A 13066-nucleotide genomic window follows, 5' to 3' on the forward strand; every position below is an offset into this window, starting at 1 on the left:
TCAGCGCGCTTCGGCGGACTTCGGGGCGCAGAGCGCGGCGACGAAGGCTCGCAGGCCGCCCTCCTGGCCGCGCCGCACGCGCTTGTCGTATTCGAGGGTGGTGACGTTGTAGACGCCGGCCATGCCGAGGCCGCCGTTGGCGTCGATGCGCATCATATCGTGCTGGCACATCTTGCCCGGCTCGACGCAGCGATTGACGGCCTTGTCGAACAGGCCCGCATCGACCGAGGCGAACTTCTGCACCGGAGCCTTCTCGCTGGGCTTCTCCAGCACCAGGTAGCGCGGCCCGTCCAGGCGCTGATCGCCCTTGCGGACCTCGGCGGCCCAGCGGTCGAAGTTCGCCTGGCTCATGCCATGGAACTTGAAGCGCATATGCGAGAAGCCCGCGCCGCTGAAGTTGGCCGAAAAGCCATCGAAGGTCCCAGGCTTGTTGATCACCGCGTGCAGCTGGGTGGTCATGCCTGGCATGGCGTAGATCTGGCCGGCCAGGGCGGGCACGTAGAACGAGTTCATCACCGACGAGCTGGTCAGCTGAAAGTCGATCGGCGTGTCCACCGGCGCGGCCAGCTCATTGACCGTGGCGACGCCCAGCTCGGGATAGATGAACAGCCACTTCCAATCGAGGGCCACGACCTGGACCTTCAGCGGCTTGACGTGCTGGGCGCTGCGGCCGGGCGCCAGGCGGTCCAGCGGACGGTACGGGTCCAGCAGGTGGGTGCTGGTCCAGGTCACCGCGCCCAGGATGGTGATGATCACCAGCGGCGCGGCCCAGATCACGATTTCCAGGCGGGTGGAGTGGTGCCAGTCGGGGTCATACGGCGCGTCCTCGTTCGAGCGCCGGTACTTCCAGGCGAAGAACAGGGTCAGGGCGATCACCGGCACGATGATCACCAGCATCAGCACGGTGGCGACGATGATCAGGTCGCGCTGCTGTATGGCGATATCGCCGGACGGGTTCATCACCACCCAGTCGCAGCCACCCAGCGCGAGGAGCGCGGGCAACAGGGCCAACTTGGCCAGGACGCGGGGCGACGGAAGGAGTTTCGGACGCATGCGCCGCCCGATAGAGCGCCGTGCTGCGGTGCGACATTGGACCGTTTGTCCTAGGCCCCTCCCCGGCCCGGAGCGGAAGCGTCGCAAAGGCGTTTGCCAGATCGCGTCCCTTGGCCTCATGCTCGCCTCAAGACCGCCATTCAGGCGGCGCGACATTGGGAAGTTGGGACGGAAACGAGGAATAGGCGCGTCAGTTCATGGCTCAAGAGTTCACAGTACCCACCTCATCCGGCCTGGAGCGCGATGCGCGCCGGATGCATGCCGATTCCCACGGCGTCCGATCGGGCGAGATCGCCTTGGGCGTGGTGATCGGCCGCACCTCGGAATTCTTCGACTTCTTCGTCTACGCCATCGCCTCGGTGCTGGTGTTCCCGCAGCTGTTCTTCCCGTTCGTCGATCGCCTGACCGGCGTCATGTACGCTTTCGCGATCTTCGCCCTGGCCTTCATCGCCCGGCCGATCGGCTCGGTGATCTTCGGCATGATCGACCGACGCTTCGGTCGCGGCGCCAAGCTGACCGTCGCCCTGTTCCTGCTGGGCGGCTCGACAGCGGCGATGAGTTTCCTGCCCGGCTACGCGGTCGCAGGCCCTCTTGCCATCTGGGCGCTAGCAGCCTTCCGCATCGGCCAGGGCCTGGCGCTGGCCGGCGCGTGGGACGGCCTGTCGTCGCTGCTGGCCCTGAACGCCCCGGAGAACAAGCGCGGCTGGTACGCCATGATCCCGCAGCTGGGCGCGCCGTTCGGCTTCATGCTGGCCAGCGGCCTATTCGCCTATTTCGTCGCCAGCCTGGGCTCGGCTGATTTCCTGGACTGGGGCTGGCGCTATCCGTTCTTCGCGGCCTTCGCGATCAACGTCGTGGCCCTGTTCGCCCGCCTGCGCATCGTCGCCACCGAGGAATACGGCCAGCTGTTCGAGAAGCGCGAGCTGCGCCCTGCCCCCATCGCCTCGCTACTGCGCGCCGAGGGCGGCAACGTGATCATCGGCATGTTCGCGCCGCTGGCCACCTTCGCCATGTTCCACCTGGTCACGGTCTTCCCCCTGTCGTGGGTGGCCCTGCATGACGACGCCCAGGCCCTGACCTTCCTGCGCATCGAACTGGTCGGCGCCGTGGTCGGCGTGCTGGGCATCCTGGCCTCGGGCTGGATCGCCGACCGCATCAACCGCCAGAACCAGCTGGCCCTGTCGGCCCTGCTGATCGGCGGCTTCAGTCTGCTGGCCCCGCGCCTGCTGGACGGCGGCTCGATGGGCCAGACGGTTTATGTGGTGGTCGGTTTCGCCATCCTGGGCCTGTCATTCGGTCAAGCCGCCGGCACGGTCAGCTCGCGCTTTTACAAGCGTTATCGCTACACCGGAGCGGCCCTGACCTCAGACCTGTCGTGGCTGATCGGCGCCGGCTTCGCGCCGCTGGCCGCCCTCGGGCTGGCCTCGCTGTGGGGTCTGCCGGCGATCGGCCTCTACCTGGCGTCCGGTTCGGTCGCGACGCTGATCGCCCTGACCCTGGACCGCAATCGCCAGCGCAAGGCGCTCAAATAATCGTCGCGCCGCCGTCGACCACCAGGATCTGGCCGGTCATGTGGCCGCCGGCGTCCGAGGCCAACAGCAAGGCTGGCCCCATCAGGTCGGTCTCGCCGCCCAGCTTGCCCAGCGGCGTGTCGCGCAGCATCCGCTCGCCATGGTCGCCGATGGTCACGGCCGTCATCTTCGACGGGAAGTAGCCCGGCGCCACGGCGTTGACCCGGATATTGCGCGGGCCCCACTCGGCCGCCAGCGCCCGGGTCATGTTCACCACCGCGCCCTTGGCGGTGTTGTAGGCGATCGTGCCGATCTGGTCAGGGTGGTGGCCCATCAGCCCCTCGATCGAGGCCACGTTGACCACCGCGCCCTTGCCCTGTTTCAGGAAGGCCTCGCGAGCAACCGCCTGGGTCAGCAGGAAGAGGCCCGTGACGTTCAGGTCGATGACCTTGTTCCAGCCCTCGATCGGATAGTCCTCAGCCGGCGCGCCCCACACCGTGCCGGCGTTGTTGACCAAGATGTCGATGCGGCCGTAGCGGGCCAGGACCCGCTCGGTCAGGGTCGTGGCGGCGTCCGGCGCGCCCAGATCGGCGGCGAAACCCTCGGCCTGGATCCCCTTCCCCGCCAAGTCTGCGACGGCGGCGTCCAACTCGGCTTGCTTGCGGGCTACCAGGGCCAGCGACGCCCCGTACTCGCCCAAGGCCAAGGCGATCTGCAGCCCCAGTCCGCGCGAGCCGCCGGTGACGATGGCCACGCGGCCAGTGAGGTCGAACAGCCCGCCCAGAGTCTTGATCATTTGCCGGTCTCCGCCGGCGGGCACTGGCAGATCGCCTTGAAGCCCGCGGCCATGAAGGTCGCCATGTGCTGGCGAATGGATTCAAAATCGTTGGACGAACACAGGCCGTGCGACAACTGGTCCAGCCGGCCGGTGCGCGCCATGTTGTGGGTCATCGCCCCCGAGACGAAGTGGTAACCCCAGAAGATCGTCGCCTCGTCGCAGTCGGGCATGGCCTTCTTGAGTAGGTCGATCAGGGCCAGGACGACGGGGTTGAAGTACTTGCCCATTTTCTCCGCGCCCCAGCCGGCGGCGCTGTTGGCCTGGGCGCTGATCTGACCGAAGGCCAGCCACTGCTCGGTGTCGTGGATCTGGACGTTGAGGTCGGTGTCGATCCAGGCGTGCAGCGCCCCCTCGACCGTGACCTTGTCGCCGACCTCCTCGGCATAGCGCCGCATCGCGTCCAGACGGTTCTGCGCCGAGACCGGGGCCCGCCGCGCCCACACCGCCTCGAACAGGCTTTCCTTGCCGTTGAAGTGGTAGTGGATCAGCGTCGAGCTGACCCCGATCCGGGCGGCCACGTCCTTCAGCGTCACGCCGTGATAGCCGAACTCGGCGAACAGCTGCTCGGCGGCGTCCAGGATCCGCTCGATCGACTGTTCGCGGGCGCGGGCCTTGTGGCGGGGCGCCTTGGCCTCTTGGGTCTGGTCGGTGCTCATCGAGCCTCTGGTTGCCGCTTCGTGCCCGGGCCGTCAACGTGACCCTGCGGCGGGAAGGCCGAGAAGCCGATGTCGAGCCGCCAGGCCTGGCTCTGCGCGCGCCGCTCGGCGACCAAGGCGTCGGCCCAGCCGTAGGCGGCGGGTTGAAGGTCGCGCGCGGCCACAGGCCGATCGCCGACGTCGAGGTAGCCGCGCCCCTTGGCTGTGAAGCGCGGCCACGCCGTCTCGCCCGGCGCGGTCGGCGTGCCGGTTCGGACGAACGAGACCCAGTAGTTCAGCATGGCGTCCGACAGCGCCGTTTCCTCAGGCGTCAGCGGCGGACGCGGCCAGTTCGGCCCCAGCGCGGCGCCCTTGCCCACCTGCCCGAAGACGTAGGGGATCTCGCTGGCATGGAAGGCCGCCAGGTCGCGCGCCTTCTGGGCCGGGGTGCTGTGCCGGAAATAGTAGAGATAGCCGCCCTGCCCGGCCGCCGCCTGCTGGCGCACCAGGTACTGGGCCGTGAAACCGTAGAGCCCGTCGCGGATCGAGGCCATGACATCGGCCTTGGGGTCCGCCCCCGGATAGACGGCCAGATAGGCGTCGGCCTTGGCGCCGAAGCGCTTCTTCACATCCGCGACATACGCCTCGGACGTCGCCGGCGCGGGCGGCATCAGGAACAGCAGCGAGCGGATCTCGCCCTCGTTGAAGCCGGCCAGGACGTCGGCCTTGGCCTGCTCGCCGCGCGCGAAGGTCTCGACCAGCTGGCGCGGCAGCGTCACGCCGTCGATCACCGGCTCGGGCTGCCAACCGGTGGCCAAGCCTGCCTTGAACAGGGTGACCAAATCGGTCGCCCGCAGCTGCTCGGCGGTCTTGGCCCCAGCCGCCGCGCCCAGCGCCTCGCCGCCAGCTTCCGCCGAGGGCAGACCCAGGGTCGGCTCATGCAGCGCGCGATAGGCCGGCATGTAGCCGCTCTGAACGATAGCGCGGCGGAACAGGCCTTTGGCCTGCGGGCTGGCCATCAGAGCGATGGCGGAAAGCCCGCCAGCGGACTCGCCGGCGATCGTCACCTGCCTCGGATCACCCCCGAAGGCCGCGATGTTGTCTCGCACCCAGCGCAGCGCTTCGATCTGGTCGAGCAGGCCGTAGTTGCCCGACAGCTTCTGCGGCGACTCCGCGCTCAAGGCCGGATGGGCGAAGTAGCCAAGCAGGCCCAGGCGGTAGTTGATCGAGACGAAGACGATCCCCTGCCTGGCCAGCTTCGCACCGTCATACAGCGGCTCGGAACTGCCGCCGCCCAGCAGAGCGCCGCCATGGATCCAGACCATGACCGGCAGCTTCTTAGCGCCGGCCGGGGCCCAGACGTTCAGGCTCAGGCAGTCCTCGCTCATCGGGGCCATGCCGCCGGAATAGAGCCCGTTCGGGGCCTGGGGCGGTTGCAGGCAGGCGCTGCCAAACGCCTTGGCGTCGCGCACGCCCGGCCAGTTCGACGCCGGGACCGGCGCCCGCCAGCGCAGCGGGCCAACCGGCGGCTGGGCGTACGGGATGCCCTTGTAGATCGAGACACCGGCCTCGGAGACGCCTTGCAGCGCGCCCTGGCGGAGCTGGACCCTCCCCTCCTCCGCCCGGACCGGCGCCGCCGCCAGGACGGCGACGGCCAAGGTCAGGCAGGCCCAGAGCCGGCTCACAGGTTGTAGCCCACGCGGATGCCGAAGGTGCGCGGCCGCAGCACGGCGAAGCGGCTGTACACAAAGGCTTCTGGATGGATGTAGGTCGTGGCCCGGCTGTTGCCGAGGTTCTCGCCATAGACCGTGATTGTGGTCCGCCCGAACCGCGCTCCGGTCTGCAGGTTCACATAGGTGTAGCGGTCGGTGTAGCCGTAGAGAGGGCTCTGGGTCCCGGCCTTGCCCGGCGTGTTGGGGAAGCCGTTCGGGAACGAGCCGACGTGCTGGATCTGGAAGCTGGTGAAGCCCTGCGCCCCGCCTTGCAGGTCGTAACTGAACGTCCCGAAGAACGAACCCTGCACATGCGGCGACGCCAGGCGCGAACCGTCCACCGCGCCGGAGATGGTGGCCTCCGAGGTCGTCAGCTCCGTGACCTTGGCGTCGTTCAGCGAGCCGTTGACGCCCAGCAGCACGCCCTTGACCGGGGTGAAGCTGACCTCGGCCTCGAGGCCCTTGGAGGCGGCGCGGCCGACATTGGTGGCGAACTGGATGGAGTCCGACTGGCGGTTGGCCTGCACCTGGATGTTCTTCCAGTCGATGTAATAGGCCGCCAGGGCGGCGGTCAGCCGACCGTCCAGGAAACGGCCCTTCAGGCCGACCTCGTAGTTGGTCAGGTTGTCCGAACCCGCGCCCGCCGGAATGATCAGGTCGCTGGGCGTGACGGTGCTGACGCTGCCGGCGCGGGCGTTGTAGACGGGCGTGCGATAACCGGTGGAGACCGTGGCGTAGGTCGTCAGGTCGCGTGACGGCTTATAGGTCAGGCTGGCCTTCCACGAGGCCTTCGAGGCCGACGGGTACTTGGTGGTCGCTGCCGCGTTGGGCGTCAGGGCCAGCGGGCCCGACAGGTTCAGCAGCGCATAGGTGAAATAGGCCGAGTTGAAGCCGGCATAGGTGTCGACCTCGCCGCCATACTTGCCGTAGCGCAGGCCGGCCGCGGCCGAGAGCTTGTCGGTCAGGTGGTAGGTCAGCTCGCCAAAGCCGGCCAGTTCGTAGGTGCGGGTGTCGCTGCCGAACTTCGAGAAGGTGGTCCCCGGCAGGCCGGTCAGCTTGCGGGCCGTCAGGAAGGCGGTGTTGGAGCGGTTCTCACCGTTCAGGTCGGTGTCGCGATGCAGATAGAAGCCGCCCGCCACCCAATCGAACTTGCCGCCAGCGTCCGAGGCCAGGCGCGTCTCCTGGACGAAGGTCTTCGAAGTGAAGCTGTCGAACAGATAGAACGGCACGGCCAAGGCGAAGGTGCCGGCCAGATCGACATTGAACAGGCTGTCGGCCACCGAATAGGTCGACGAGCTGGTCAGGCGCGCGCCGTCGAACTGGTACTCGACCGTGCCGTTATAGACCTGGGTCTTGGACGTATATTGGTCGGGAACGGTGCTGTAGCGCTTGAGATCGCCCAGGTTCGGCGAGGTCAGCGCCGAGTCCTTGGGATTGCTGTCCTCGTAGGACGCCAGCAGGCGGACGCTCAGCCGGTCGTTCGGCTTCCACAGCAGGATGCCACGACCGCCCCAGTTCTTCAGCTTGTTGGAGTTCTTGACCCCAGTGCCCAGGTTGTCGACGTAACCATCCTCGTCCCGGTAGAAGCCGACCAGGCGCAGGGCCAGCTCATCCTTCTTCAGCGGCAGGTTGACCATGGCGTTGTAGCGCTGGCGCCAACCTTCGCTGTCGGGCGTGTAGCCGATGTCGGCCAGGGCCGAGCTATCATAGCCGGTCAGGTCCGGGCTCTTGGTCAGCACCCGCAGGGCGCCCGATAGCGAGCCCGAGCCGAACAGCGTGCCCTGTGGTCCGCGCAGGAACTCCACGCGCTGCACGTCGTAGAGGTTGGGATCCAGCGTCACCGTATTGCCGATCGTGGTCAGCGGCAGCTCGTCCAGATAGATGGTCGTGGTGGTCTGGAGGCCCGCGCCCCAGCCGTTCGTCGAGATGCCCCGGACGGTGAAGCGGACATTGTTGTCGCTGGCGCGGTTCAGCACGACGCCGGGCGTCTCGCGGGCGATGCCCTCGTAGTTGACGATGCCCTTCTTGGTCAGCTCGGCCTGCGAGAAGGCGGTGACGCTGAGCGGCACGTCCTGCAGGCGCTCGCTGCGCCGGGTGGCGGTGACGACGATCTCGTCGACCTGCTCGGCCCCCGAGTTCGGCTTGGAAGCAGTTTGCGCGAGAGCGGGCGCGGCAATGGTCAGCGCGAGCGCCGACGCCGTGTAGGCGATGCGTTTCATGGTTCCCTCCCTGTCGCCGGCCGCGCCTTTTTGGCGCTATTCCGCGAACAGCGTTCACCGTCGCATCACACTGACGCGCGTGTCAATATTGACTTACTCGGCAGTCAGTATTGTGAGCGCGCTATTTCGAGAACTTCAGGATGGTGGTCGACTTGAACACCCTGCCCGGTCGTAGTTCGGTCGAGGGAAAGGCCGGCTGGTTGGGGCTGTCGGGCAGGTGTTGGGTCTCGAAGGCAAAGCCGGCATATTTCGGATAGGCCGCGCCACCGGGGCCCTTTTCAGTCCCGTCGAAGCCGTTGCCGCTGTTGATCTGCACCGAGGGCTGGTCGGTCAGCAGGGTGACGCGGCGACCGCTGGCGGGGTCTTCCATCCAGGCGACCACGCGCACGCCGGACTTGGTCGCGCGGAAGGCCAGGCTGTGGTCGAAGCCCTGGGACGGCGACAACAGCGGGCCGTCCAGCTTCATCGCCTCACCCTCGCGGCGGGCCTTGCGGAAGTCCAGCACCGTGCCCTCGACCGACAGCAGCTTGCCCGACGGCGCCTTGCGAGCGTCGACCTCGGCATAACGATCGGCGTCGAGCCAGATCGTCTGGTCCCGGACATCACCGCTCTCGGCGCCGGCCAGGTTCAGGAAGCCGTGGTTGGTCAGGTTCAGCACCGTCGGGGCCGAGGTCCGGGCAGCGTAGTCGATGTGCAGTTCGTTGGCCTTGCGCATCAGCCGATAGGTTACGGTGATGTCCAGCGCGCCGGGGAAGCCCTGGTCGCCGTCCGGGCTGTGTAGTTCGAAGGCCACGCCCACCGACCGGACGTCGCTGACCGCGTGGCTGGTCCAGACTCGTTTGTCATAGCCGTTTGGGCCACCGTGCAGGGTCATGTGGTTGGCGTTGACCGGCAAGGTGTAGGGCTTTCCGTCGACGGTGATTTTCCCATCGGTGATCCGCCCGGCATAACGACCGATCACCGATGCCCAGCGCCGCGAGGTCGCCTCATAGGCGGCCACGCTAGGGAGGCTCAGGATCACGTTCTCGAACCGGCCGGCCCGGTCGGGTGTGCTGATCATGGTCAGGGTCGCGCCGTAGTCGATGGCGGCGACAGTCATACCGAGATCGTTGCGCAGGATCGTCTTCTCGACCGGCACGCCGACCTTGGTCGCGCCAAACGGCTCGCGCTGGACGTCGGCGGCCTGAGCCGAGGAAGCAAGCAAGGCGGCCAGGCCCGCCAGGAACAGTCTACGCATCGATCCAGAGCACCGGTTGGCGGAGAGGGTAGTTGCGGATGATCTCGGCCTCGGTCGGGTCCGGGTCAAGTTTGCGCCAGAGATCCAGATAGTCCGGCCGTTTCAAGGCCAGGCCGCCGAACAACAGGCTGGGCTGGCGGACCGGCCAGCCGTCCCAGGCCTCGACGTCGGGGGGCTTGGGCCAGGTCTTCTTGTCGGCGATGAACGGGGCCATGTAGGCCAGGGCGTCGGCGATCGAGCCGCCCTGCCCGCCCTTGTAGGTCCACAGGTTGTCGTTTGGCGTCGACATCACGTGGGCGCAGGCGGCCAGGACGTCCAGATTGAACAGGCAGTAGCCGTAGGGCTTGGTGCGGGCCAGCTCCAGCGGCTGGGAGCCGTCGGCGGCGATCTGGCCGGGGACCAGCGCCTTGATCCGGCCACGCGCCACGTCCAGCTCGGCCTTGCGACCGGTCAGCTTGGCGAAGGCGGCGGCCTGCAGCGCCCAGCAGGTGCCGTGGTTGTTCTTCTGGTCGCGCTCGTCGACGCCGTTGGCCGAGGTGCTAATCCAGGTCAGGTAGCCGTCGAACCAAGCTACGGTCGGGGCGTAGACACCGACCGTCGGGCGTGCGGCCTTGAGCACCGATACGGCGCGGGCGACCTCAACGAGGTGCAGGGTGTCGATGACGCCGATCCCCCTGCCCTTGTTCACGCCGATGATCGCCTGGGCGTGTTCGAGGTTCGGGTTCATCCGGATGTCGGACGCGACGAACCAAGCCTGCAGATGCTTTTCGGCATGTTCGGCGTAGCGCGCCTGGCCGGTCACCTTGTAGGCCGCCGCCAGAGCCGGCAGCTGGACGCCCAGACGGATCACCGCGTCGCGGTGGGCGGTGAACTTGTCGGGGTTGGAGTAGCCATCCTTGCGGATGTACGGCCCCGTCGGATTAGCCGGATCGGGCCACCAGTAGTCGGCCTCGGAATAGTAGTCTTGGCGGCTGCCGGGACTGCGCGGGGCAGTGAAGGCGGTGATGGTCACCGGCGGCTCGAGCAGATAGCGGTCGGCGGCCTTGAGGATACGCGCGCGGTCAATGGCCGCGATGTCGAGCGGCGCCGCTTTGGCCGTCCCGAACGCCGTCAGCGCCAGGGCCGTCCCGAGGAAGAAGTCGCGTCGGTTCATGGATACGCTCCGAACGAAAGCGAGGGCGACGCGAACGCCGCCCTCGCGAGATGGATTAGTACTTCACCTGGGCGCGGACGCCGAAGTAGCGCTCGCTGTCGCGGCCCGGCTTCCAGTTCACTGCCAGGGTGGCCGGGGTCGCCGTGCGGCTGAAGTTCCAGGCGTTGTCGCGCCCCTTGGTCAGGGCGTAGTTCGTGTCGAACAGGTTGTTGGCGAAGACGCTGACCTTCCAGTTGTCCTTCTGGATGCCGGCGCCCAGGTTGAAGATGCCGTAGGCCTCCTGCACCGCGTCCGGATCCTGGACCAGGCTGAAGCTGACCTCCGACTGCCAGCGATAGGCCGCCTGGATGAACGCGCCATACTCGGCGTTCAGCCGCCAGTCGTATTGGCCCGTCAGGCTGACGGTCCATTCGGGCGCATTGGGCAAGCGCTGGCCCGACAGATTCTGGCGACCGCCCACGCACCCTTCCGCCGCGGTCTGAGCCGCGTAGCAAGGCGCGTTCAGGAACTCGTCCATCTTGGCGATGTTGTAAGCGCCGTTAGCGTTCAGGGTCAGGCCGCCGGCATAGATCGCCACCTCGGTCTCGACGCCCTTGGACGTCACCTTGCCCAGGCTCTGCAGGATGTTCTGGCCCAGGTCCAGGTCGCGGCTCTGGGCCTGGAAGTGGCGATAGTCCTCGAAGAAGGCCGTCATGTTCCAGGTCAGGCGGCGATCGAAGAACGAGCCCTTGAAGCCGGCCTCATACGACTTGCTGGTCTCGGGCGGCACCGGCTGGCGCGAGGCCACGCAGTCGGCGACCGGCAGGCCAAAGCACGAGCCGGCGGCGGTGGTCGCCGTACGCGTAGTCAGGATGCTGGTCAGGTCGTAGGCCAGGCCCTTGTAGCCCTTGGCGGCGTTGGCGAAGACCATAAAGCCCGGCGTGAACCGGTACTGCACGGCGGCCTTGCCGGTGACGACGCTGTCGCTGTCGCAGGTCGAGATCTTCAGCGACGGCGTCGGCGTGTTGGTCGAGCAGCCGGGCTTGCCATAGGTGACGCCGGTGTCGCGATCCAGGAAGTCGTAGCTGAGCTTCTCATGGTGGTAGCGCAGCCCGCCGATCACGGTCAGCTTCGGGGTGATGTCGTAGGACCCCTGCGCGAAGGCCGCGTAGGTCTTGGAGGTCGAGTTGGTCAGGTAGCTGGAATAGATCAGCGAGTTGGTCGTCGGCAGCTGCTGCTGGCCGTTGAAGATCACGCCATTGAAGCTGCCGTGAGTGTTGGAGCCCCGGACATAGTCCCGGGTGCTGTCGGTCTTGCTGTAGAACAGGCCCGCCACGTAGCGGAACGGTCCGCTGTTCGGCGACGTCAGGCGCAGTTCTTGGGTGATGGTCTTGACGTCGAACGAGCCGCCATCCCCCACCCCGCCCTTCGGCGCGGTCGCGAAGTTGACGCCGCCGACCGTCAGGGTGCTGAAGTCGAAGTCGCTGGAGTCGGAGTCCTTGAAGTCCTCCAGGCGGTACTTGTCGTACGACGAGATCGACATCAACGAGCCGCCATTGGGCAGGTCATAGACCAGGCGCAGGCCCGTGCCATAGTCCTCGGCGAAGCCTTCGGTGTCCAGGTCCAGGCGCGTCAGACGGTTGTTCTTGCCCGGCGTGATCCCGGCCAGGATGGTCGAAGCCGGCAGGTTGGCGCGGCTGAAGGTGACGCCGGGGCTTAGGAAGTACTGGGCCGGCGCGCAGCAGGTCCCTTCGGTCTTGGTGTAGTACGGCGACAGGGTCGCGGTGAACCGGTCGGTCGGGCTCCAGGCGATCTTGCTCCGCACCGTGTAGTCGGTGGTGCCGTTCTGCCAGTTGCCGGTCGTCAGGTTCAGGATGTTGCCACGATAGTGGCTGTAGTTGGCGGCCACGCGCACGGCCACGGTGTCGCTGACCGGGCCCGAGACGCTGGCCTGCAGGCGGCGCTCGTGGTCATCGGTGACCAGGGCGTCGGCCTTGGCGGTGAAGACCTTGCTGGGCGCCTCGGTGGTGATGTTGACCACGCCGGCCGAGGCGGCTTTGCCGAACAGGGTGCTCTGCGGGCCGCGCAGCACTTCCACCTGCTGGACATCCACGAGGGCGGCGAAGGCGGCGGCCTGGAAGGCCTGCGGCACGTCGTCGATGACCACCGCCACGCTGGGCTGGGTGGCGATCGAGAAGGCGTAGGTGCCGATGCCGCGGATGTTGATGCTGTTATTGGCCGGCTGGGTGGTCTTGGAGATGGTCAGCGACGGCGCGGCCCGCGGCAGGTCGTCGAAGTCGCGGACATTGCCGCGCTCGAGATTGGCGGCCGTGACCACCAGCACCGAGGACGGCACGTTCTGGATGTTCTGGGCCTGTTTGGTGCCGGTGACGATGATCTCCTCGACCGTGGACGACACGGGCGCGGCGTCTTGGGCGTGAGCCGCGCCGGTCAGACCGACGAAAGCCGCTGACGCCAGCAGGATGGATTTACAGGACATGGTTCTCTCCCCCCCTTCCTTTTTTGATCAGCGACCGCGCTGGAAGGGTTGCGTGGCCACTGCCCTGCCGCGTCTCCCGAGGTGCGAACCAGCGGGAACGCGACGGATAAAGGGATCCCGCGTCCCCGCAGCGCCTTTGCTGGGGGATCATCCGTCGGTCAGGAGCTCCGCGCTTGGGAGGCGATGGGGAATCCGGACGACCAACGGACCGCGATGCGGCGGGACAGGT

At 67.3% G+C, this 13066-nt stretch carries 9 protein-coding genes; 1 reads left to right on the forward strand and 8 read right to left on the reverse strand.

Annotation, left to right across the window (positions count from 1 at the left end):
• Positions 1-1053: a ubiquinol oxidase subunit II gene (cyoA, locus tag J7528_RS08680; protein WP_291872925.1), complete on the reverse strand. Its 1053-nt coding sequence runs from the start codon at positions 1051-1053 to the stop codon at positions 1-3.
• A gap of 197 nt (positions 1054-1250) precedes the next feature.
• Here cyoA and J7528_RS08685 point away from each other — a divergent pair, with 197 nt between their 5' ends.
• Complete coding sequence (locus J7528_RS08685; RefSeq protein WP_291872927.1) at positions 1251-2585, forward strand: MFS transporter; 1335 nt, start codon at positions 1251-1253, stop codon at positions 2583-2585.
• On the opposite strand, the gene J7528_RS08690 is transcribed toward J7528_RS08685, so the two are convergent.
• From J7528_RS08690 to J7528_RS08720, 7 genes are all read right to left on the reverse strand, one after another.
• Positions 2578-3360, reverse strand: coding sequence for an SDR family oxidoreductase (locus J7528_RS08690; protein ID WP_291872930.1), 783 nt, complete (start codon positions 3358-3360; stop codon positions 2578-2580). The genes J7528_RS08685 and J7528_RS08690 overlap by 8 nt on opposite strands.
• Positions 3357-4058: a TetR/AcrR family transcriptional regulator gene (locus tag J7528_RS08695; protein ID WP_291872933.1), complete on the reverse strand. Its 702-nt coding sequence runs from the start codon at positions 4056-4058 to the stop codon at positions 3357-3359. The genes J7528_RS08690 and J7528_RS08695 overlap by 4 nt, the downstream gene beginning before the upstream one ends.
• Positions 4055-5722: a carboxylesterase family protein gene (locus J7528_RS08700; protein ID WP_291872935.1), complete on the reverse strand. Its 1668-nt coding sequence runs from the start codon at positions 5720-5722 to the stop codon at positions 4055-4057. Before J7528_RS08700 ends, J7528_RS08695 begins: the two co-directional genes overlap by 4 nt.
• Positions 5719-7968, reverse strand: coding sequence for a TonB-dependent receptor (locus J7528_RS08705; RefSeq protein WP_291872937.1), 2250 nt, complete (start codon positions 7966-7968; stop codon positions 5719-5721). Before J7528_RS08705 ends, J7528_RS08700 begins: the two co-directional genes overlap by 4 nt.
• A 121-nt stretch (positions 7969-8089) precedes the next feature.
• A complete protein-coding gene (locus tag J7528_RS08710) occupies positions 8090-9205 on the reverse strand; it encodes an aldose epimerase family protein (RefSeq protein ID WP_291872939.1) in 1116 nt (371 codons plus the stop codon).
• Positions 9198-10358 carry an alginate lyase family protein gene (locus tag J7528_RS08715; RefSeq protein ID WP_291872941.1) on the reverse strand — a complete coding sequence of 387 codons (1161 nt, stop codon included), beginning with the start codon at positions 10356-10358 and terminating at the stop codon, positions 9198-9200. The genes J7528_RS08710 and J7528_RS08715 overlap by 8 nt, the downstream gene beginning before the upstream one ends.
• A 55-nt stretch (positions 10359-10413) precedes the next feature.
• Positions 10414-12837 (reverse strand): TonB-dependent receptor, encoded by a 2424-nt coding sequence (locus tag J7528_RS08720; protein WP_291872943.1) that lies wholly within the window; start codon positions 12835-12837, stop codon positions 10414-10416.
• Between the last annotated feature and the right edge of the window lie 229 nt (positions 12838-13066).

It is taken from the genome of Caulobacter sp., from assembly GCF_017744445.1.
Taxonomy (GTDB): domain Bacteria; phylum Pseudomonadota; class Alphaproteobacteria; order Caulobacterales; family Caulobacteraceae; genus Caulobacter.